The 23923-nt window shown below is 42.5% G+C and carries 17 protein-coding genes; 9 read left to right on the plus strand and 8 right to left on the minus strand.

What is annotated here, in order from left to right:
• Nucleotides 1-83: 83 nt before the first annotated feature.
• Nucleotides 84-3170: an efflux RND transporter permease subunit gene (locus tag PSE60_RS16660; RefSeq protein WP_272666135.1), complete on the minus strand. Its 3087-nt coding sequence runs from the start codon at nucleotides 3168-3170 to the stop codon at nucleotides 84-86.
• A complete protein-coding gene (locus PSE60_RS16665) occupies nucleotides 3167-4261 on the minus strand; it encodes an efflux RND transporter periplasmic adaptor subunit (protein WP_272666136.1) in 1095 nt (364 codons plus the stop codon). The genes PSE60_RS16660 and PSE60_RS16665 overlap by 4 nt, the downstream gene beginning before the upstream one ends.
• A 262-nt stretch (nucleotides 4262-4523) precedes the next feature.
• Here PSE60_RS16665 and PSE60_RS16670 point away from each other — a divergent pair, with 262 nt between their 5' ends.
• On the plus strand, nucleotides 4524-6572 hold the full coding sequence (locus PSE60_RS16670) for a TonB-dependent receptor domain-containing protein (RefSeq protein WP_272666139.1): 2049 nt from the start codon (nucleotides 4524-4526) through the stop codon (nucleotides 6570-6572).
• Between the two features lie 61 nt (nucleotides 6573-6633).
• A complete protein-coding gene (locus tag PSE60_RS16675) occupies nucleotides 6634-7491 on the plus strand; it encodes an alpha/beta hydrolase (RefSeq protein WP_272666140.1) in 858 nt (285 codons plus the stop codon).
• A 2-nt stretch (nucleotides 7492-7493) separates the two neighbouring features.
• Here PSE60_RS16675 and PSE60_RS16680 read toward each other — a convergent pair whose 3' ends face one another.
• A complete protein-coding gene (locus tag PSE60_RS16680) occupies nucleotides 7494-8426 on the minus strand; it encodes a LysR substrate-binding domain-containing protein (RefSeq protein WP_109912354.1) in 933 nt (310 codons plus the stop codon).
• A gap of 597 nt (nucleotides 8427-9023) precedes the next feature.
• Here PSE60_RS16680 and PSE60_RS16685 point away from each other — a divergent pair.
• The 7 genes from PSE60_RS16685 to PSE60_RS16715 all read left to right on the plus strand — a co-directional run bounded on the left by PSE60_RS16685 (nucleotide 9024) and on the right by PSE60_RS16715 (nucleotide 17930).
• The gene (locus tag PSE60_RS16685) at nucleotides 9024-9629 is read left to right on the plus strand and encodes an ankyrin repeat domain-containing protein (protein ID WP_272666142.1); all 606 of its coding nucleotides are present in this window, start codon (nucleotides 9024-9026) and stop codon (nucleotides 9627-9629) included.
• 35 nt (nucleotides 9630-9664) lie between these two features.
• On the plus strand, nucleotides 9665-10588 hold the full coding sequence (locus tag PSE60_RS16690) for a DUF2877 domain-containing protein (RefSeq protein WP_272666143.1): 924 nt from the start codon (nucleotides 9665-9667) through the stop codon (nucleotides 10586-10588).
• The gene (gene fdrA, locus PSE60_RS16695) at nucleotides 10578-12128 is read left to right on the plus strand and encodes an acyl-CoA synthetase FdrA (protein WP_272666145.1); all 1551 of its coding nucleotides are present in this window, start codon (nucleotides 10578-10580) and stop codon (nucleotides 12126-12128) included. The genes PSE60_RS16690 and fdrA overlap by 11 nt, the downstream gene beginning before the upstream one ends.
• Entirely contained in the window at nucleotides 12128-13543 is a 1416-nt protein-coding gene (locus tag PSE60_RS16700; protein ID WP_109912345.1) for a DUF1116 domain-containing protein, read from the plus strand. Before fdrA ends, PSE60_RS16700 begins: the two co-directional genes overlap by 1 nt.
• A gap of 267 nt (nucleotides 13544-13810) precedes the next feature.
• On the plus strand, nucleotides 13811-15373 hold the full coding sequence (locus PSE60_RS16705; protein ID WP_272666147.1) for a xanthine permease: 1563 nt from the start codon (nucleotides 13811-13813) through the stop codon (nucleotides 15371-15373).
• Between the two features lie 76 nt (nucleotides 15374-15449).
• Nucleotides 15450-16400, plus strand: a complete 951-nt coding sequence (gene arcC, locus PSE60_RS16710) for a carbamate kinase (protein ID WP_272666149.1) — start codon at nucleotides 15450-15452, stop codon at nucleotides 16398-16400.
• 141 nt (nucleotides 16401-16541) lie between these two features.
• Nucleotides 16542-17930 carry an amidohydrolase family protein gene (locus tag PSE60_RS16715; RefSeq protein WP_272666151.1) on the plus strand — a complete coding sequence of 463 codons (1389 nt, stop codon included), beginning with the start codon at nucleotides 16542-16544 and terminating at the stop codon, nucleotides 17928-17930.
• A 57-nt stretch (nucleotides 17931-17987) separates the two neighbouring features.
• Here PSE60_RS16715 and PSE60_RS16720 read toward each other — a convergent pair whose 3' ends face one another.
• From PSE60_RS16720 to PSE60_RS16740, 5 genes are all read right to left on the minus strand, one after another.
• On the minus strand, nucleotides 17988-18974 hold the full coding sequence (locus tag PSE60_RS16720; RefSeq protein WP_272666153.1) for a nucleoside hydrolase: 987 nt from the start codon (nucleotides 18972-18974) through the stop codon (nucleotides 17988-17990).
• A gap of 24 nt (nucleotides 18975-18998) precedes the next feature.
• On the minus strand, nucleotides 18999-20000 hold the full coding sequence (locus tag PSE60_RS16725) for a LacI family DNA-binding transcriptional regulator (RefSeq protein WP_272666154.1): 1002 nt from the start codon (nucleotides 19998-20000) through the stop codon (nucleotides 18999-19001).
• Between the two features lie 76 nt (nucleotides 20001-20076).
• On the minus strand, nucleotides 20077-21462 hold the full coding sequence (locus PSE60_RS16730; RefSeq protein ID WP_272666156.1) for an MFS transporter: 1386 nt from the start codon (nucleotides 21460-21462) through the stop codon (nucleotides 20077-20079).
• A gap of 244 nt (nucleotides 21463-21706) precedes the next feature.
• Entirely contained in the window at nucleotides 21707-21958 is a 252-nt protein-coding gene (locus tag PSE60_RS16735) for an acyl carrier protein (RefSeq protein ID WP_272666157.1), read from the minus strand.
• A gap of 3 nt (nucleotides 21959-21961) precedes the next feature.
• Nucleotides 21962-23905, minus strand: a complete 1944-nt coding sequence (locus PSE60_RS16740) for a hypothetical protein (RefSeq protein ID WP_272666159.1) — start codon at nucleotides 23903-23905, stop codon at nucleotides 21962-21964.
• Nucleotides 23906-23923 lie beyond the last annotated feature (18 nt).

Raw genomic sequence — 23923 nt, forward strand, 5'->3', positions numbered from 1 at the left:
GGCTTAACACAAAGTGGCAAAATTACGCTTTTATCCCGCTTTATCAACAATCTCTGCTGGCCTTTCGGCCAGCTTTTATCTCTTTACCAATGCTTAGTATTGCGGTCTTCTTGTGTCACTGAAGTTAATTTGGCAAGCTGAGGTAATAATTTATGTTTTAAATCATCCATCAAGCTATAAATCACAGGGACAAATAACAAGCTAAGGATAGTGGAACTTAGTAAGCCGCCAATCACAGCAATAGCCATAGGGGCTCGAAACCCGGCGTCTGCACCGCTGGTTAACACTAATGGGATCATCCCTGCAATCATGGCAAAGGTTGTCATAATGATAGGGCGAACACGCTCTTGCCCTGCCTCAATAATGGCTTTTTCACGCGCCATACCTGAACGTTGTTTTTCAAGAATGAATTCCACCAGCAAAATCGAGTTTTTTGTCACAATTCCCATCAACATTAAAATACCAATAATGACAGGTAAATCGATCATCGCACCGTATAACACTAAAGCAATAATTGCGCCGCCAATCGAAAAGGGTAAAGCAACCAGTATGGTAATCGGCTGGATAAAATCTTTAAACAGCACAATTAAAATGGCGAAAACCAATAACACACTGAATACCATCGTGGTACCAAAACGTTCAAACATATCAATCATATATTCCATATCCCCATATTCTACTTGGGAAACACTGCGCGGAATTTGTTGATACTCAGGAAGTTGTGCCACAATATCTAACGCTTCCCCTAGTGTGAGCCCTTCCAAATTGGCTTCTATCGACATTTGTCTTTGACGATTTATTCGCTCAATCAGGGAAGGCCCATCACTGGAGTCAATATTAGCGACAGATTTGATCGGGACATTTTGGCCATTTTGGCTTCTTACATACAAATTATTCAGCACATCAATATTATGTTGCTGAGGTTCCGGTAAAATCACTTGTACGGCCAATTGCCTATCCGGCAAATTAAACTTAGCGCTACGTGAATTAGCCTCCCCCATGGTCGCAATACGTAGTGTGTTCGCAATCTCTTCCACACTGACACCCGTTCGACCAATGTCTACCTCATTAGGCTTAACAATCAATTCCTTACGTAATAATGGTTTCATAACTTGGACGTTTTTAAATCCGTCAATTTTTGCTATTGCATCACGCAATTTCTGCATCGACTTTTCGAGTTGCTCAGGGTCACTCCCTGTAAACATTAACGAAAACTCTTTGCCACCATTACTGTTGCTGAAGGTATAGCGCGCATCCGTTTTTTGGCTTAACCACTCAGAGATAGCCAGTTCAAACTCCTTTTGGGAAAGTTTTCGCTCATTCGGCTCGGTGAGGGTTAAAATCATCATTCCTTTGTGCTGAGCAACGCCCTCTGAATCATCGGCAATCCCTGCAATCGTATAGGTCGATAAAATTTCCGGCCTATCTTTTAGCTGTTTAGCGATTTCATTAATTTTTTGTTGTGTTTGCTCCACAGAAGTTCCCGGTGGTAGCTCAATGTTAATTTGGCTAACACTGATATCCCCATCAGGCATAAAGCCGACCGGTAAAAAACGGGTGATCGCCACTGAGCCAATCAAAAAGCCCCCCGCTAACGTTGATGCTAACTTACGGTGTTTCAGTGTCATCAATAAAAAACGGGTATAACGCGCTATCCAATTTGGCATTTTAACGCCTTCATGAACACCTTTTTGTGGCAATAGTACATATGCCGCCATTAATGGTGTGACTAATCTTGCCACCAATAACGAAGACAACACAGCGGCAGAAACCGTAATACCAAATGGCACAAAATATTGCCCCACAAAGCCACCAATAAAGCTAACAGGTAAAAATACCGCAACAATCGTGAGCGTAATGGCGACAATCGCAAAGCCTATTGCATCAGAAGCTTTCAATGCGGCAAGATACGGCCGTTCACCATGTTCAATATATTTTTGGATATTCTCAATTTCAACAATAGCATCATCCACTAAGATGCCAATCACCAACGTCAGAGCCAATAATGTGATGCTATTTAAGCTGTAATCAAATAACAGCAAAATAAAAAAGGTGGGTAATATCGACAGAGGAAGTGCCACTGCTGCCACCAAAGTGGCTCGCCAGCTTTTCAAAAAGAAAAATACGATAATAACCGTTAAAAATGCCCCTTCTAGTAAGGTTTGAATAGTTAGCGTAAAACTCGATTCCGTGTATTTTACCGTTGATGAAACCAAGCTTATTTCAACATTTGAATTTGCTTTTTGCAGTTTTTCTAATGCGTGTGCGACACCTTGTGCCACCTGAGTATCACTGGAGCCTTTTGCGCGATATACCGCAAACCCAACGACCTCTTTACCATTAAGCTGAGAAATAGATTTCACATTTTTATGGCCATCATAAATATTAGCAATTTCCCCCAACCTGACTGATTTTTGGTTATTAATGGGTAACATGATGTTTTTAATATCATCTACTGCCTGTTTTTCCCCTAACACACGAATGGTATGTTGTAATGTATTGTATTTCGCATTTCCCCCAGCAGAGTTTTGATGATTATTTTTCAATACTTCATTGATGCTCGCTATCGATAACTGCATTGCCGCAAGTTTATTTGCGTCCGGCTCAATGCGAACAACTCGCTCTGTATCCCCTAATCGGCTGACCTTTTGTACTCCTGGAACAGTAATCAACTGCTTACTCACGGTGTCATCCACAAACCAAGACAAATCTGCGATAGATTCAGTTTCTGATGAAACGGCATAACGTAAAATCGCTCCACCTTCGACATCGATACGGTTAATTAGCGGCTCGTCGATTGTTTGCGGCAATTCCCCTCGAATTTGCCCTATTTGCTCTCGTACATCGTTAGTCGCGACATGGGCATCAACACTTAAATCAAATTCAATGGTTGTCGTCGTTGCACCTTCACTAATCGATGAGCTAATATGGCGGATACCGGGTATCCCAGAAACAGCGCGTTCAACCCGCTTGGTAACGGCATTTTCTAATTCTGTCGGTGATGAACCATCCTGTGTTACCGTTACCGTCACAATCGGAAAGGTGATCACCGGGTTTGCCGTCACGGGTAACTGGTTAAAGGAAAATATCCCTGCAATTGTCAGGGCTAAAAAAATCACAATGGTGGGAATTGGGCGGGTAATCGCCCAAGATGACATTTGTAGTTTCATTGCGGTGCCCTTACTGGCACAACTTTATCATCTTCTGATAAAAAGGCCTGAGCATAAGTCACCACATCCAGATTGGTCTTTAATGGGCTTAATATTTCAACATTACCCTGCTGAATTTTACCTATTTGGACAGGTTGTTTGACCACGCGCCCATCATTTACCACACTAAAAATAAAACGCTGACCATCTGGTTCCGTGCGAATCGCACTATAAGGCAGTGATATATATTCACTAGGTGAATTTGTATAACGCATGGTGCCAGTTTCTCCCAGCCTCATCGATTTAATTGGGTCAGTCAGCGTCACTCTAATTTTCCCTAACTGGGTTAATGCCTCAATTTTCGGTGCTAAAAAACGAAATTTGCCCGAAACTGCTTTATTGTCGTGAATTTGGATAGTGACAGGATTGCTCCCCACAATACGAGCCAATTCTGATGGGTGTGCAAGCGCTTCGAACTCTAACTCATTATTTTCGATTAGTTTAAATAACAAAGCGTTATCCGATAACGTACCACTCATTGCATGGCGCTCACTGATAACACCAGCAACGGGTGCAATGATTTTTGCTTTATCTTCTTGGCTTTGTTCGCGCCTTAATTGCGCTTGCAATTGGCGTAACTCTGCACGACTTGCCGCTAATAGCGCATGTTGTGCAGCCGTTTCTGACTTAGCTTTATTAAAATCATTCGCAGAGATCACGCCCGTTTTGGCGAGCGGAGACAAACGCTGTAATTCACTTTGTGATTGGGCACTTAAAGCCTCTTGTTGCTTAATGTAAGCGGCTGCTTTATCAATTTCGGCTTTTAATTGTTGGACACCCGCGCTTTGAATTGGCGATTCTAGCGTCGCCAGTAATTGGCCTTTCTCCACCCATTCGCCTTCTTCCACGAATACCGCGGTCACGATTTGCTGTTGCAATGGAGAACCGATAGAAATTTCATTTCTCGCCACAAATTGACCTGGGAGGCTAACCACATCCGCAACCTTAATTTTTTGCGGATGAGTCACACTTAAGCGTATTTCCTCTGCTTGTACCCCATGAGCGACCATCATAATAAAACTGCATAAAATGGCTAAAAATGTGTATTTCATATAACTCAAATTTTTCTAGTGAATGTTGGCGCTAGAGTAAATTCACGCACAGCCAAACACCATAAACCAAAGTTAAACCTTAATTTTTCGTTAAGCTTGGCAAAAGTCGTAAAAGGGGAAAACATCGTAGGTGAAAATTCTTAGCTGAGATCAAATATTGCTCATAAATTAGCTAGCTCATTATTTATTTTTGATATGTTTTAGTGATAGTATTCGCAAACAATATAATTATCATTCTCATTTATATTTACTAGGGATAACTATGACTTCGCAATATCACTACACCCTTATTGCCGCCGGTGTTTGTGCGGCTTTATCTTCATTTAGTGCTACAGCAGCAGACAATAAAACAGATACCATGGTCGTCAGTGCATCAGGCTTCTCGCAACAACTGCGTGATGCCCCTGCTAGCGTGACCGTGATCAGTGCAGACCAATTACAAAATAAACCTGTCCGTGACCTCGCCGACGCCGTGAAAGACGTGGAAGGGGTGAGTATCGTTGGTGCTGCAAACAAACAAGATATTAATATCCGTGGCTTACCCGGCGAATACACGCTGATATTGGTCGATGGGCGCCGTCAAAACAGCCGTGAATCACGTCCAAATGGCAGCGGTGGCTTTGAAGCGGGCTTTATGCCACCTGTCGAAGCGATTGAACGCATCGAAGTGATCCGTGGGCCTATGTCCTCCCTGTATGGTTCCGATGCGATGGGTGGTGTTATCAATATCATCACTAAAAAAGTGACCAATGAATGGCACGGCAGCGTCACAACGGGTGCGATTATCCAAGAAAACAGTGATAGCGGTAATTCAACCGACGGTAATTTCTACCTGTCCGGTCCATTAATTCAAGATAAACTTGGTCTGCAATTGTATGGTGGTGGTGATTATCGTCAGGAAGATAAGATAATTGGAGGGCATCATAAAAAAGACAATAAAAGCTTAACGGCAAAACTGACCTTTACCCCAATGGAAAACCAAACCTTCTTATTAGAAGCGGGTAGAACCACGCAGGAAAGGAGTGAAACTCCAGGTAAATCTATTGATGAGTATGCCAACCGTGCTGGTGCGCAGAAAAACCCCAAATCAGAGATACATAATAACCGTAACCACGCCGCGTTGACTTATAAAGGTGAATGGGACAATTTCAATACAGAATTTAGTGTTTATCAAGAACAAACCAAACGACATACTAAATCACAAGAATTGAATGAAAAAACAGGAAAATGGGAAGGAGGCTATGAAGTTCGTGTCCCTGAAATTACCAATACGGTTGTAGATGGTAAAGTGATCGCATTTTTACCCGATAACATCTTAACAGTCGGTGGCCAATATCAATACTCAAAACTCAAAGATAGCTCACTGGTTTCAGAAGGAAAGTTTGAAAATAACAGTATGAGTGTTGACCAATCCGCGCTGTTTGTTGAAAACGAATTTACCGCAACCGAGGATCTTATTCTAACGGGTGGATTACGTTTAGACCACCATGAAACTTATGGTAATCACTGGAACCCTCGTGGTTATGCCGTTTATTATTTAACGGATGAAATCACCATCAAAGGAGGAGTTTCTTCTGCTTTCCGTGCGCCTACATTGCGTGAAATCAGTAAAGGCTATGGCACCTCTACTCAAGGTGGTAAAGGTGTTATTTATGGTAATCCAGACCTCAAACCAGAAAAAAGTGTCAGTGAAGAAATCAGTATTGCCTATAACCATGAGTCAGGCTTTAATGCGAGCTTAACTTTCTTTAATACCGATTTTAAAAATAAATTAACGAGCTATACGACTAATAAAGAAGAAGCTAGTACAGGCCTGATTATCTACCAATATGACAATGTTGGTAAAGCCAACATTAAAGGAGTCGAGGTTGCAACGGGTATACCTCTTGCACAAGATTGGAGCCTTAACTTAAACTACACTTATACTGATTCCGAACGTAAAAGTGATGATGAAAAACTAAGAAATGGAACCTCCTTGAAAGGATACCCATTAGATAAAACACCAAAACACTTAGCCAATGCAAAACTAGATTGGAACTTCAATGAAGACCTGACGTTGTATACCCGTGCTCACTATGAGGGTAAACAAATCTGGGCTGCACAAAGGAATAGTCATTCTGGTGCTCGCTATCGTAGCGGTTATACCACCATGGATGTGGGCGCAACCTACCAATTATTTAAAAATACCAAACTAAACTTTGCAGTATTAAATATTGGTAATGAAAAAGGGCCTAAGATTGATGAGAAAGGTGGCAACTGGGATGTTGAAGACGGACGCCGTTATTGGGCGAACGTAAACGTTAGCTTCTAATTAGCTCTGAGGGTGTGCCTGTTTCAGGTATACCCTCAAAACCCTTAAATAGACTCAATAAATGAATAAAATCATATTAAGTGGCATATTGCTGTGTATGACCAATTCCGCATTTTCCCGCCCAAGCCAGACTATTCCACCCTTGGATAAAACAGTCGGCCAATTTTATGATATCCAACAAACGGATATGACTTACGGTGACCGTGCGCTGCGCATTTACAGTGCAGTACCCTATAATGTCACCGCACAGCGCCCTATCCTGTATATGCTTGATGGTAATGGTTTATACCCCAAAGCGGTTAATCGCGCAGTTGAAAAGCTGCCAGCGGATAAACTACCGATTATTATTGGGATTGGTTACCCCATCGATGAAGCCTTTCCAAAAGCATGGCGTACTCACGACTATACTCCCCCTGTTGCGGGTGACGATTTTAAACAAGGGGGCGGTTCCCCTGCGCTATACCAGTTTTTAACTGACACTATTCGCCCATGGGCAGAACAACAGTTTCCTATTGATAAAAGCAAGCAAACCCTATTTGGCCATTCATTTGGTGGATTATTTACCTTGATGGCGTACCAACAACAACCGGATGATTTTCAGTTTTATGTTTCTGCCAGCCCGTCATTATGGTGGGGTAAAGGAAGTATGGTGGATTTAGCGAAGCTGACAGCTAAACAAACGGCTTCCCCCCTGTTTGTGACTTTAGGCGGTTTAGAAGAGAGCCCTGATTTATCCAAACTGAGCGCTGAACAAGTGCAAAATTACCAAGCGCGCAAAAGTTGGATTAGCACACGCCAAGTTTGCACTGAGATTGCAAACCACCAAAGGCACTGTGAATTTAGGTTATTCGACGGCAAAAACCACGGTTCTGTGATCCCCGATGCTATCGATAAAGCCCTTGATGTCGCTAGCCAATAAGACTAATTGATGGGTTTTAGGAGATCGCTGTAGAGCTCTGCTAGAACCCCCTTTTCGCCAAATTCTTTACGGATCCACTGCGTCACAAGCCCAGTAGCCGAATGTTGTGTGGCTAATAGCATATGGGAATCTTGTCGTGGGTTCTGAATTTGTTTTGTTACCAACAAACCATGTTTAACATGGTCTTTGATCATGTAATCGGGTAAAAACCCAATCCCTTCACCTAATATCTGACACTGGCATTTAGTATTAAAATCAGGTACTTGAATGGCTTCTTGCCCATGTAACAGCCAACCCACCCGCTTATTAATGGTATGTGCGGTATCTTCCACCATAATATTGGGATAAAGGCGCAGCTGGCTCTCAGCGATGGGCTCTGGCATCAGTGCCAATGGGTGTGTGGCAGCGATAGCAAATTGCCAGTGAATCGCACCGATTTCAGTGTAGTCAATTCCACCGCCATCCATCAACGTACCCGGAGCACCAATCGCAATATCTGCATGGTTATTAATAATGGCATCCCAAACCCCATTATACACCTCTGTTGTCACAGTGATGTGGCAGGTAGCAAACTGTTTTTTTAATATTTGCAATAACTTAGCTGTATGATACGGCGTATATAATAACTGATTAATACAGATACGTACCCGCGCTTCAATCCCTTGCTCAATGGAATAAATACTTTTTTGAATAGAATGGAAATTATTGAGCAAGTCGGTTGCTTTGCGATAAAAATAATACCCTGCTTCTGTGAGTTCAATATTACGGGTATTACGAATAAATAACGCGACATCTAAATAGGTTTCAATACGTTTGATGGTATAGCTCACCGCAGAGGTGGTCACGCCTAATTCTTCCGCTGCTTTACTAAAACTCGCAAACTTCGCCGCTGTTGTGTAAGTCAGTAAGTTTTCTTCCGTAAAAATTGAGTTCATACCCACCGCCAAAAATGTTTAAAATTTAGACAAATCATGTTTTTATGTGAATAAAATTCAATAACGTAAAAATCAGATTATTTTTCGAGCATATTTTTATAGCTTAACAGAATTATTAACAACTGGAATAGATTAAATTTGATATGCATTTTTCCCAAGTAAAAACCCTACCTTTAACGTCACTATTAATATTCGAAATACCTAATATTATTGAATTAAATAGACAAACTAAGTATTAACATTCGATACAGTCGCGATCAATAAAATTACAAATTTAACAAATTAAAAACTTCCAATTTGATGTCTATCACAGAACTGAGTAAATCATGGTTTTCGATTTTAATTAACAAAAAAAATCACACAGTTTGGGCCACAAAATAGCCGTAAATCATCAAAAAACGCTAAAAAAGGATGCTCACACGCACAAAAAAGGTGGATTATTGAATTAAATTCAATAATCAAACGCCTCATTGATGAATTAAATTTAAATGGATTCTTTTTATTAATGACAATTGCTATGCTCTAACCATCATAAATAATCTTTAAATTGTCTTTATCTATGTTGGTGATAGCAATAAACCAACCTAAGGGGAAATGATGATAGCCAGTACTCTCGCTCACGATTTTTTAACCGCAGCTGAACAAGGGCAATTAGAGTTATTAAAAAGTTGTCTCGAAAAAGGTGTGGATATTAATATCACTAACCGCCAAGGTCGTACTGCGATTGTTAATGCAAGCCTAAACAAACATTATGAATGTGTCTCTTTCCTCATTAATGCAGGGGCCGATATTAATAAACAAGACCAAACTTGTTTTAACCCTTTTTTATTAAGCTGTCTTAATAATGACCTCACTTTATTACGCATTGTCTTACCTGCAAAACCAAATTTAGACTTATTAACCCGTTTTGGTGGCGTGGGAATTACACCAGCCAGCGAAAAAGGCCACGTGGAAATTGTTCGCGAACTACTTGAAAAAACCGATATTAATGTCAATCACACCAACTTTGTTGGTTGGACACCACTATTAGAAGCTATCGTGTTAAATGATGGCGGTGAAAAACAGCAGCAAATCGTTAAATTGCTATTAGACCACGGTGCGAACCCTCATATGACGGATAAATATGGTAAAAAACCATTAGAGTTAGCACACGAAAAAGGCTACAGCGAGATTGCTGAGTTACTGATTGCAGCAGGGGCATAGCGAAATCATAGACTCTAAATAGGATAAGGAGGCATGTGAACGCATCCATATCTCATCGGCAAAGGTTATACGGGTTAACGGCTGATACACATTTTCTCAATCTGTTGCATCAGCCCTCCCCCCAAGGAACGATAGAACAAGTATTTAATAAAGCCATTAACTTTTCTATTGATAATGTACTTTATACATTGCTTTGTTCTCAGTTAGATAATGCTCCAAATAGTTGCCGATTAATCAATAAAGACTTTTCTCTTTTCGATATTAAAGAGGGAGAGTCCATTAATTTATTAGATAAAGAAATATTGGTTGGTAATAATTATTTATTATCATTTTCTTTATGCAAAGAATGGCAGCAACCAGTTATCAACTTTAATGATAACAAACTGAAAAAACCAAGTTATTTATTATATATCGAAAAACAAATAAGTAGTTTGGATTTAATTTTAACTGAAAATAAAAGCTCTCTATTTAAATATCAGGGAGATAATTTTTTTTATCTCTCTATGACGAAGCAATTGGTTCAATTACGCTCTGAATTGATTGAATCAATAATTAAGAAAGATAAAGAAAATATTGTTTATGTGATCCGCCAGTTTGTTGGATTGGGTATCGGGCTAACTCCTTCAGGAGATGATTACTTAGTTGGGTTAATGGCATTTTTATTATTAATCGGTCATCCGGTTGCCACTTTTTACCCTGAATTTTTTAAGGGAATAACCCAAAGCCTAGGCCAAACGACACCAATCAGTGCCATCACATTAGAAAAAGCATTAAACCGAGAATATCGCGAAAATATGCAGCAATTAATTCAATCATTAGTTGATGCGAAAGAAACCAATATTTATCCACAATTTTTAGAGATTTTAAATATCGGGTCGAGTTCTGGCAGCGACATGCTATTTGGCTTGCGAGATGCCCTGTATATCACCCATTATTTCGGAGAAAACTATGTCGACTAAAGTTGTCATAAAAAAGAATACCTATTTTGATTCCGTATCACTGATGTCTATTTCGACAAAAGCCAATCAGCTCGACAATGTCGAACAAGCGTTTGTCGCGATGGCAACAGAGATGAACAAAGGCGTTTTACGTAATTTAGGGTTACTAACACCTGAATTAGAAGAGGCCAAAAATGGCGATTTAATGATTGTCATTAAAGGCCCAAGCGATGATGCTAACGAAGCCACATTAATTGCTATCGAAGAGTTATTTAATAAGAAAAACCAAGGTGGCGGGCAGCATGAAGCTAAATATGCCACTATTAATTCAGCGAAAACACATATCCCAGATGCCAACCTTGCCGTCATTTCAGTGAACGGTCAGTTTGCAGCCCGTGAAGCGCGCATTGCACTAGAAAATGACCTCAACGTTATGCTGTTTTCCGATAACGTCTCCATTGAAGATGAACTCGCGCTCAAACAGCTTGCTAGCAAGAAAGGCTTGCTGATGATGGGCCCAGACTGCGGAACTGCCATTATCAATGGAACTGCGCTGTGCTTTGGTAACGATGTACGCCGTGGCAGCATTGGTATCATCGGTGCATCCGGTACGGGTAGCCAAGAACTCAGCGTCCGTATTCACGAATTTGGTGCAGGTGTTTCTCAATTAATTGGTACTGGTGGTCGCGATTTAAGCGAAAAAATTGGCGGTATCATGATGATTGATGCACTAAAAATGCTCGATGCCGATGATGAAACCCAAGTTATCGCACTGATTTCTAAGCCACCAGCCCCTAGCGTAGCTAAAAAAGTGCTAGAGCAAGCGGAAAAATGCCATAAACCTGTTGTTGTGTGCTTCTTAGGTAGCCAACCACTGCCAGAAGACAAACCGGGTTTAACCTTCGCCCAAAGCACCAAAGAAGCGGCACTGAAAGCCGTTCTATTAACCGGTATTCGCAAAGAAGATTTAGATTTACACCCGCTCAATTTACCGCTAATTGATGAAGTTAGAGCCAAACTGAAGCCTGAGCAGAAATACATTCGTGGCTTATTCTGCGGTGGAACGCTATGTGATGAAGCGATGTTTGCCGCATTGGAAAAATATGATGATGTTTATAGCAATATTCAGCCAAACCCTGACTATCGCTTAAAAGATCTCAATAAAAGTATTGCACACACCTTCCTCGATTTTGGTGATGACGACTTTACCAACGGTAAACCTCATCCAATGATCGACCCAACCAACCGTATTGAACGTTTACTGCAAGAAGCTCGCGACCCTGAAGTGGGCGTGGTCATGATGGACTTTGTTTTAGGCTTTGGTTCTCATGAAGACCCTGTGGGTGTGATGATTGATGCGATTAAAGAAGCGAAGAACATCGCCAAACAAGATGGTCGTGAATTAGAAATTTTAGGCTATGTACTGGGCACTGACCAAGACACCCCATCGATGGATGCGCAAGTCAAAATGCTAACAGATGCTGGAGTCATCTGGGCAAGTAGCAGCACCAATACCGGTTTATTAGGGCGTGAGTTTGTATGGAAAGGGGAGAAAGCATAATGACTTCATTATTTAAGCAGCCATTAAATGTCATCAACGTTGGCATCGAAATGTTCAGTGATGATCTGAAAAAACAACATGTTCCGGTCACGCATTTAAACTGGACGCCTCCAGGACAAGGCAACGTTGCGGTTATTCGCGCCCTTGACCAAATTGAAGGTAATGCCGCACTACAAGAAAAAATTGCGGCTGCTAACGCCCAAGCCCTTGAGCGTATTATTCAATCTCAACCTGTGTTAATTGGTTACGACCAAGCGATTAATGTCGTTCCCGGCATGACCAAAAATACTATCCTGCACGCTGGCCCACCTGTCGCTTGGAAAGATATGTGTGGAGCAATGAAAGGTGCGGTGACTGGTGCGCTGGTTTTCGAAGGCTTGGCAAAAGATTTAGCCGATGCAGAGCGCGTTGCAGCTTCAGGTGAAATCATTTTCTCCCCTTGCCATGAACATGATTGTGTTGGCTCGATGGCTGGTGTCACTTCTGCATCGATGTTCATGCACATTGTTGAAAATAAAACCTATGGTAACCGCGCGTTTACTAACCTCAGTGAGCAAATGGCAAAAATTCTGCGCATGGGTGCCAACGACCAAAGCGTCATCGATCGTTTAAATTGGATGCGTGATGTTTTAGGCCCAATGCTACGCGACGCAATGAAAATCGTTGGTGAAATCGACCTACGCTTGATGCTTGCGCAAGCACTGCATATGGGTGATGAGTGTCATAACCGTAACAATGCAGGAACAACCTTACTTATCCAAGCGCTTACAACAGGGATCATTCAAACTGATTTCTCTGTTGCGCAACAAAAAGAAGTGTTTGATTTTGTTGCAAGCAGCGATTACTTCTCCGGACCAACGTGGATGGCGATGTGTAAAGCATCAATGGATGCGGCTCATGGCATCGAATACAGCACCGTTGTTACAACAATGGCACGTAATGGCTATGAATTTGGTTTACGTATCAGTGGGTTACCAGGTCAATGGTTCACAGGTCCTTCTCAGCAAGTTATCGGGCCAATGTTTGCGGGCTACAAACCAGAAGACTCTGGTTTAGATATCGGTGACTCCGCTATCACAGAAACCTACGGTATTGGTGGATTTGCGATGGCAACCGCACCGGCTATCGTGGCACTGGTTGGCGGTACAGTTGAAGAAGCGGTCGATTTCTCTCGCCAAATGCGTGAAATCACGTTAGGTGAAAACCCGAATGTTACTATTCCATTATTGGGCTTTATGGGTATCCCTACCGCCATTGATATCACAAAAGTTTCTGCCAGCGGCATTCTACCGGTTATCAACACCGCGATTGCCCATAAAGATGCAGGTATCGGTATGATTGGCGCAGGTATTGTTCACCCGCCGTTTGATTGCTTTGAAAAGGCCATGCTGTCTTACGCACAGAAATACGCTTAGTTTTCAGTAATAAAAAATAACGCCCGACTAAAGTTGGGCAATAAAAATAAAACGAATACCCTAATTATTCAGCAGCACAGATAAACTGCAACTTTGAATATCCTGATATACACCCTCTAGAGTGTATACCCTAAATAATTTGAGTTGCAGCAAGGCGGCAAGCGAGGATATCTCAGGGAGCATACACCAGTATGTGACCTGAGTAGCCGAGAACGGCCAACACAGCTGTGGCTCAAAGTATGACGGGTATACAGGGGAATACTTAAAATGAGTATATTCAAAATCAAGTGGAAACGTGGGGATTTGGCCGCCTACTTCGGCTTAATGACCAATAACCTAACCAACCTACTCACCATGATGGGCCTGTTAATTTTCGTTGTCGGCATCCCATCTGAAATTGTTTACGGCCGAATTGCGCCCGCCTTTGGTTTCGCTGTTTTACTTGCCAGTGTGAGCTATGCTTACTTTGGCCAGCAAATGATAAAGCAAACCGGGCGCAATGACGTCACCGCTTTACCATCAGGGCCGAGTGCGCCTTCTATCTTTACAGTGACGTTCTTAGTTATCATGCCGGTCTACCAAACCACACAGAATGCGGAATTTGCGATCCAAATCGCGCTGGTTTGGTGTTTTGTTGAATCGATGATCCTCGTCGGTGGTTCTTTCTTAGGTGAAACCATCCGTAAGATGATCCCTCGCACCGTACTGTTATCCTGTTTGTCTGGGTTAGGATTACTGTTACTGGCGATGAACCCAATGCTGCAAGCGTTTGAAGCACCAACGGTTTCATTCATTGTGCTGTTATTAATCTTCATTAACTGGTTTGGTAAAAAACCGATTTTTGCTCGTGTGCCAACTGGCTTATTACTACTGATTGCAGGTACGGTACTGGCATGGGTTTCAGGCCTACAAAGTGCTGAAGCTATCAAAGACTCAATGGCCTCTTTTGGCTTTAACCCACCGGGTATTCATATTGATAGTTTCTTCCAAGGCCTACCACACGCTCTGCCGTACTTAGCATCAGCGGTGCCACTGGGTTTAGCAAACTATATCTTCGACCTGGAAAATATCGAAAGTGCGCATGCTGCAGGTGATGAATACAATACGCGTAAAGTCATGTTAGCTAACGGTTTATCGTCTACAGTTGGCTGTTTTATGGGTAACCCATTCCCTGTCACTGTTTACGTAGGTCACGCAGGTTGGAAAGCCATGGGGGCAAGCGTGGGTTATACATTAGCGTCCGGTATCACTATGTTTATCGTACCACTATTCGGTATCGGTGCCTTCATGTTAGCTATCATTCCAATGACCGCTATCGTACCAATACTGGTGTTTATCGGGGTCGTCACCGCCAACCAAGTTGTGCGAGAAACACCAAAAATTGAAGTTCCCGTTATCTTTATCTGTCTATTCCCATGGATTGCTAACTGGGCATTGACGATGGTTAATAGTGTTATGGGCGCAGCAGGCACCTCTGCGAGTGCTATTGGGGTTGAAACCTTGCTACACAAAGGGGTTTATTACCAAGGTCTGGTTCATTTAGGTAACGGAGCACCTTTAGCCAGTATGCTGTGGGGCTGTATTGCTATCTTTGCTATCCTCAATCAACCACTGCGTGGAGCCATTGCTGCTGCCGCGGGAGCAATATTAGTATTCTTCGGAATTATTCACTCCCCAGCGGTCGGAATTGCTACTGGTTCAACCTTGATGTTTGTTTATGCATACCTCATGATGGCAGCTTTATTTGTACTCAAACACTTTTTAGACAGCCGGAAATCGGTGGAAGAACAACAAGCTGAAAAATCTGAGAAACTCAGTAAGTCAGTGTAACCAAGCCAACCTTTGATAGTAGGTGTGCGCTGTACACCTACTATCAGCTAAATCTCTGTCTCAGGAAACATTAACAATGAAAGAACTCGTGGTTGTTGCCATCGGGGGCAACAGTATTATCAAAGATAACAACAGCCAGTCTATCGAAGCTCAAGAAAAAGCCGTTCAAGAAGTTGCACACCACATTAGTGACATGCTTGAAGGCAATTACAACATTGTTTTGACCCATGGAAATGGACCTCAAGTTGGATTAGATTTGCGCCGTGCAGAGATTGCACACGAAACCGAAGGTTTACCTTTAACACCGCTGGCTAACTGTGTGGCAGATACTCAAGGTGGAATTGGCTATTTAGTTCAACAAGCTTTGACTAACGTCTTAGCAAAACGCCATAACCGCCAAGCGATTACGGTAGTGACGCAAGTTGAAGTAGATAAAAATGACCCAAACTTTAGCGCACCAACCAAGCCGATTGGGGCATTTTTTACAGAGCAACAGGCTCAGCAATTACAGCAAGAAAACCCAAACTGGCATTTTGTTGAAGACTCTGGCCGCGGTTACCGTCGTGTGGTGGCTTCCCCTGAACCAAAACGTGTCGTTGAATCACAAGCGATCCGCACCTTAACAGAACACAATTATGTGGTGGTTGCCGCAGGTGGCGGTGGTATTCCAGTCATTGATAACGGCAATGGTGGCTACAAAAGTGTTGATGCGGTGATTGATAAAGACCTATCAACAACCTTGTTGGCGAAAGAGCTCAATGCCGATATTTTAATTATCACCACTGGTGTCGAAAAAGTCTGCATTCACTTCGGCAAACCTGAACAAAAAGCACTTGGCGAAACCACCACCAGCGACATGCAACGCTACATGGAAGAAGGTCATTTCCCTGCGGGTAGCATGTTACCCAAGATTGAAGCCAGCCTATCGTTTATTGCCAACGGCGGTAAACGAGTGATCATCACCACCCCTGAAAAACTACCAGAAGCCTTACGCGGTGAAACCGGAACCCATATTGTTCAAGGGTAAGTTTCTATAATCTGGATCATGCGAGTTTTTTGTTAGTCGCAAACTGCAGTATCTCTCAGATCGTTTGATGACGATCTGGGTGGATACGTATCGCTTAATAACAGGAAATTCGGCAGTAAATGGATATCACTAGGAGTTTCTATGAAAGCAGAAAAATCATCCGGCAGAAGAGAGTTCCTTTCCACCAGTGCTAAAGTCGCCGCCGCTTGTACTTTATTTGGTGCGGTATCGGGCTTTGCCTCCGCCCAAAGCCAAGCTAGCCAAACAGCAGGCCAATCCAGTATCACGGATAAACATTATTACCTCGATGACGTGTTACTCGAAACGGGTTTTAATTACCATGATTCGACGGTCGCCGGCACCCAAACCGCCTTACATACCGTAGAAATCCGTGACGGTAAAATTGCGGCTGTTTTACCCAATAAACAACATGCAGATGGCACATTAAATGCCTATAGTGCGCAAGGCAAACTGATGCTACCGGCCTTTCGCGACATGCATATCCACCTCGATAAAACCTTCTATGGTGGGCCATGGCAAGCGCCACAGTCACGTGAAGGTAAAACGATTATGGATATGATCGCTTTAGAGCAAAAATTGCTACCTGAATTACAACCTTTCACTGAAGAAAGAGCCAATGCGCTGATCGCGCTGATCCAATCCCAAGGATCGACCATTGCTCGAAGCCATTGTAATATCGAACCCGTTTCCGGCCTGAAAAATTTAGAAGCCTTACAAAAAGTGCTTGGAGAACACCAACAAGATCTAACTTGCGAAATCGTCGCCTTTCCACAACATGGTTTATTACATTCCAAGTCAGAAGGGTTAATGCGTGAAGCCATGCAAGCAGGTGCTCATTACGTTGGTGGTTTAGACCCAACCAATGTGGATAGCGCGATGGAAAAGTCTCTCGATTCGATGTTCCAAATTGCATTGGACTACAACAAAGGCGTGGATATTCATTTACATGAAACGAGTCCCGCTGGCGTTGCTGCTATCGATTATATGATTAAAACGGTAGATGAAAACCGCAGCTTGCGCGGTAAAGTGACCATCAGCCATGCCTTTGCATTGGCAACATTAAACCCTGAACAAGCAGAGAAAACGGCGAAACAATTGGCTGAGCAGCAAATCACTATCGCCTCAACCGTCCCGATTGGCACACTGCATATGCCACTGAAAACTCTAAATAAAAATGGGGTATTTGTGATGACCGGAACGGATAGCGTGATTGACCATTGGTCGCCCTTTGGCCTAGGTGACATGCTAGAAAAAGCCAATTTGTACGCGCAGCTCTACACTCGCCCTGATGAGTTATCACTGTCCCGTTCACTGGCTATCGCAACTGGTAATATTTTGCCGTTAGATGAAAAAGGCCAACAAGTGTGGCCAGCTAAAGGGGATGATGCCAGCTTTGTGCTGCTTGATGCATCTTGTTCCGCAGAGGCCGTCGCACGCATTTCACCACGTTATGCGACTTTCCATAAAGGAAAGCTTGCTCACGGAATAATGTCAAAGTCCGCCTCATAGTGATAAGTGATAAGTGATAAAAAAATAGCGCCTAATGGCGCTATTTCTCTATTTCGTCTATACCGATTTTGGCGAATATCGACTAATCGATTGAAAAATCAAATCGAGCAGGCGCTGATTATCCACCGATTGCAATACGGTAATAGGCTCTGTGGTTGGTGCTGGTATGCCAATGCGCAAGCGCAAAGCATCATAGTAAAAACTTTTGCCTCGCAGTGCACCTTGTAGCTCTATTCCCACCTGCTTTTTCTCATAAGTGGCAATACTTTTATCGAGTAACCATGCCACAGTAAGCACATCGTGGATCCAGCATCCGGGCAGCTGCCTTGTGGCTCGTGAATAATCAATCCACGGGCGCATCGTGCTCACCAGAAATTGGCTAAGGGGGGACTGTAATGAAGCAAACCTGTCGAGATCACTGTGCACCATCTGCGTTTGCACAGTCACATCCATTGGCACTAAGGTAATGTTAACCCCACTACTCAATACCGCATGAGCCGCTTCAGGATCAAGGCCAAAGTTTGTATCTTTAACATAACCTGGGACATTAAAAACCGCGCCCATAATGACAATTTGCGCCACGTTTTGTGCCATTTCAGGGAACAATTGCAGTGCCATCGCGATATTGGTTAACGGGCCAATCGCAACGATAGTAATTTGTTTTGGGTTCTGGCACACCAACTCCCCCATACGCAGTGCCGCTTCTGGGATAGATTTTGGTAAACACGGTACTGATGGGAGACCATCCCACAGGTGCTGAAGTTGTGCCCGCTCAGCACCATTATCGAGCAACTCACGCCACGGCGCGCTGGCCTCAACCAAAGCAGATGATGCCCCCCGATAGACAGGAATGTTTTCACCCAACGAACTCACTAAATGACTGGCGACATTGAACCCGATTTCACTGGGCGTATTCCCTGAAACCGTCGTGATCATCTCGAGCTGAATTTCAGGCGCGGCGATGGCAAGCGCAAGTGCGAGCCCATCATCAACATTGGCGCCTGCAACCCCATTACCGGGGTCGCAATCTATAATTAAACGCATAAATTTCCCTGAAATAATCAATCATCAGCACCCGCATGAGTGCCCGATTTGTAATTCAAATTCCACTTCACAGATGGCTTCTTTTTGCGGCCAATTTTGTAAGATGTGTATCGCTTTTTGCGCTATTTTATCAACAGGCTGGCGAACAGTTGTGAGAGTTGGAACGGTATATTCTGATTGCACGGTCCCATTAAAACACACCAGTGCAATGTCTTCTGGTACACGTAATTTTAATTCCGCTAAAGCTTTTAGACAGCCAAACGCTTGTAATTCATTCGTGGCAAAAATGGCCTCAGGGAAGCCTTCTTCTCTCATTTGATAGATTGCTTGGTAACCCCAATCACGGGTATATTCCCCCGATAAAATCCATTTTTGTTGTATCGTTAAATCCGCTTCTGTCAGCGCAGTTTTCCAACCATTTAAGCGGTCTTGAGTGTTGAGCATCTCATTCGGGCCGCAAATAATGCCAATATTTTGATAGCCATGCTTAATGAGATGACGCGTAATTTTATAGGCTGCGAGCTTTTCATTCACTTGAATGGTACTGATCCCTTCTGTGGCTTCAATCCTATCAAGCATCACACAAGGCGTGCCTGACGACTGAATTAAATCAACATAGGGATGCCGGTCAACACTGGTATAAATGAGGCCTTCAACTTGCCTGAGCAAAAGGTTATTAATCAGTTCTTTTTCACGAGCCCGAGAATCCCCCGCATCACCCAGCAACAAAACATGCCCATATTTAAACGCTTCTCGCTGCAAGGCATGAGCAATAGAAGCTAAAAACGGGTTAGAAATATCGGGGATCACTAGCCCATAAGTTTGCGTACTGCCAGATGCAAGGGCTTTCGCAATACCATTTGGCCGATACCCCGTTTTTTTAATTGCTGCTAACACCTTTTGCCGTGTTGCCTCTGCAACAGGACGCGGGCCATTGTTAATCACATAACTGACTACCGCAACCGAGGTTCTGGCTTCGCGGGCAACATCTACCCGCGTCACTTTATGGTCATTCGTATCAGACACCCAGCAGTTCCTTTTTCCAACATGACGTTGCCAAAGAATAGCAGCCACTCTGATTTTTATATACAACCCTGCTCACTTATATCGCATCTTCAGGCAGGTTTAAGTCTCGACCTCGCGTTTCTGGTGCAAAGAATGTGGTTACTAAGCCAATACTTGCCATTGCAATAAAATAAACGGCTATCGGCCACCACTGACCTGTCCAAGACAACAATGCAGATGCCACTAATGGAGCCGTACCACCGGATAAAATAGAGCCAAGTTCTTTAGCAAACGCCATTTTAGTATAGCGATTACGCACACCAAATAACTCAACCCCCCAAGCCGCTTGTACCCCGAAAATCCCCAGAGATGCTAACCCCATGCCAACCACAATAGTTGGAATAACAATCATTGGCTCACGAGAGTCTAATAACATGAAAGCAGGTACTGCATACAACATCAGTAAAAAGCAAAACCAGCGATAAACAATACGACGCCCAAATCTATCTGATAGCCAACCTGCAAATGGAATAATGGCAAACCCAAGAATTGACGCTATCAAAACCGCGGTTGTCGGTACGGATTTATCCACCAGCAATATCTTCGTCACATAACCGATGATAAAACCTTGAGCAAGATAAGATGGGCCGTTTTCGCCAATACGTAACCCGACCATTGTCCAAAACGCACGCGTTTTTTGCCAAAATGAGCGGTTATCAACAGGATGAGCCACTGCATCAGATTCCAATGCAAGGCGACGTTCTTCAGCAAGCTGCTCTTTTTGCCTTTCAAAAACAGGTGTTTCGCGCATATGTTGACGAATAAATAACGCGGCCAAGGCGATCAAAATACTGCCAAGGAAAGGAATACGCCATCCCCACGACATCAGGCTTTCTTTATCCATTTGTAACACTATCAGCCAAATCATCGAGGCCAATAATGTTCCACTGTTGGAGCCTAATGCAATAATCGAAGAGACCAAGCCACGGCGTTTTACGGGGGCGTATTCACCTAGCATCACAGTCCCACCGGATAGTTCAGCTCCCGCACCTAAGCCTTGGGCAAACCGCAAGATAACCAAACAAACCGGCGCCCAAACACCAATTTGTGCATGGCTGGGTATCGCACCAATAAGGGTTGTCGATAACCCCATCAATGCAATCGTAATCACCATGACCATTTTTCGGCCATGTTTATCTCCTAACCAACCAAAAAATAATGCACCTATTGGACGTGCGATAAACCCGACTGAATAGGCGGCAAAACTGGATAACAGTGCCATAATCGGTGTTGCATCTGGGAAGAAAACATCACCGAAAATAATACCTGCCGCTAAACCATAGAGAGCAAAGTCTGCATATTCCATGGTTGTGCCTAACCAACAAGAAAAAATCGCCCGACGGAAATCTTTTTTTCCTTCTGGCGTACTCAGCCGTTCTTGCGCAGCTTGTTGACTCGCCTCGATATTTAATTGTGTAGCCATAGTGATAAACCCTTGGTGTTGGCGCAAAGCCTATTAATCAAAAAATCTAACTGGCGTTTTTTATTTACTTAAAGGATAGTCTACGCGCGTAGAATTAAGCAAACGAGGGTATGCTATTTTGTGAGCGTTATCACTTGATGACAAAAATATGAATTTTATGTGATGGCAATAATTCGATAGGAAATAAATAAAAAAAGCTTAAAAATAAAAGCCACGTTCGAATAAATACCGTGGCTTTATCTGTTTATTTAACACTCAATAGGTACTCGGTAATATCCCGTAAGTTATACCATTTCATCCAAACTTCATCGTTAATTGGTTGCCCTGTATACTGTTCGATAGCCGTTATTAACTCTAACATTTCCAGTGAATCAATATGTAAATCTCTGATTAGGGCTGAATCCATAGTAAAAGGCTTGGTGATCCCCGAATAAGTACGAATTTCCTTAATTTGATTTTCTACCCATTGTTGCTGAACTAAACTCTGTGCTGTCATCTCTTAACCTTTTTCAGAACGGGTAGCATTATCGTTGTAGCGTTCTTTATCTGCTTGATTACGGGTTAACGCCCCCATCTCTGTTAACGTGACTGTTTGACTTGTTTTCTCATCAGATAACTGCCACGTTTTTTTCGTTTTTCCCGTTACTTCATCAACAATCTCTGCGGGTTTAAATCGGTTACTAAACGTGTTGGTATTGTTAGGAATGCCCATTTTCTCGGTTCCTGATGCTATCGGGCCACTTCCATAACGATCTTTTTCGACTTGGTTACGGGTTAGTGCTCCTTTCTCTGTTAACGTGACTGGTTGACTTGTTTTTTGGTCAGATAACTTCCATGTTGTCTTTGTTTTCCCTGTCGCCTCATCAACAATTTCTGCCGATTTAAAACGGTTGCTGAACGAGTTGATATTATTGGGAACGCCCATTCTTTCCGTCCCTGGCGTTATCGGCCCATTCGCATAACGTTCCTTTTCGGCTTGGTTACGGGTTAGTGCCCCATGGCTTGATAAGGTGATGTTTTTTTCTTCCGGCGCTTTAGCTTGCCAGCTTCTTTTCTTTTCACCTGTCATCTTGTCAGCGATTTCAACGGGTTCGAATCGCCCTGCTGACACCATTGATTTAGGCTGAAAAGCGTTAATATCAAGATTAAGCTTAGACTCCGCAGGTACTGATGGCATGCTACGACCTTGTGCAGATGGGTCTCGTGAACTGCCCAGAATGCTTTGGCGCAATTCATTAGCCGAAGAACGGCTATTTTCCAATGCATTTCCAGTTAATACCGCTGGTTGCTCGTTATTAATTTGGGGAATATCTAACGTACTTTTAAACCGAGGCATGCTGGCTTTATTTTCATTGTCTTCAGGATTATTTTTTTGTACCGACTCAGGTGTGTGGCTATCAACAGTTTTATTTTCAAACTGGCTCGTTTCGATTCCTTCGTTATTTACCGTGACCAATTCTTTTGGCATCGAATAGTAATTGTTAATGACGTAATTATTCACGGTTGATTTAGAAGATGCAGGATCTGAACCATTTGACGAAATAACGGAGTCCGTACCACTATCCACAGTATCTTCTGGTTTGATATTTTTCACAGGACTTGTTGTTACACTATTCTCAGTATTGCCATCCATATTTATAGAAACACTTAACTGCCCCATAATTTCTATTTGTTGTTCCAATGCCGAAAATATATTATGAAACTGCAAGAGTCTATCAACTGATTTATCAACTTTATGTTTTATCAGCTGGTTTTTCGCTTCCATAATTAACTCTTTTTTGGTTTCCTGAAGAGAAGTGTCGAATAAATACTCTATCGGTAATTCTTCGATAGTTTTCTCAGATAAAAAAGGTGTTAATTTCTCTTTAATAGCAGGTTTAACATACTTATCTACGAAACGTTGAGTCAGATCATCAATATTATTGGAGCTCAAAGCATTATCAAAAAGCTCTGATTCAAGGGCTTTTTGCGGTGATTTCAATACCTGCTTAAAGTTTTTATCATTATTGCAATTGTTTAACTGCTTAATAAGATTTGCCGCACAGTCTAATACCTTTGAATCCTTAATTTCCTTCGGAGTTAATAATGTCAAAATAATGAGAGCATTTTCAGGTTGATACTGCAACTTTTGTCCTTGAAGATTGCCACTATGACCCAAATCTAGGGCTTTGGTTATCATATCTAAACTTATATCAGGATATTTTTCACATAATAGTGATTTAATTATATTCGCCTGTAATTTCTGGTTACTCAAATGTAACTCTTCACTTTTACCTGAAATATTAAATGTTTTATCAATACCCTGTTCTTTGACAGGGAAATGTGCTTCTTGTCCTACATTATTAACTGAATTTATATTATTTAAAAATGATTTATTGTTTTGATTAGATAAAGGTAATGAATTTTTTACAATTGGTGTCGTTATATTTTTATTTATAATCATCGCTCCTCCTTATTGATA

It is taken from the genome of Providencia sp. PROV174 (assembly GCF_028480685.1).
Classification (GTDB): Bacteria; Pseudomonadota; Gammaproteobacteria; order Enterobacterales; family Enterobacteriaceae; genus Providencia; species Providencia rettgeri.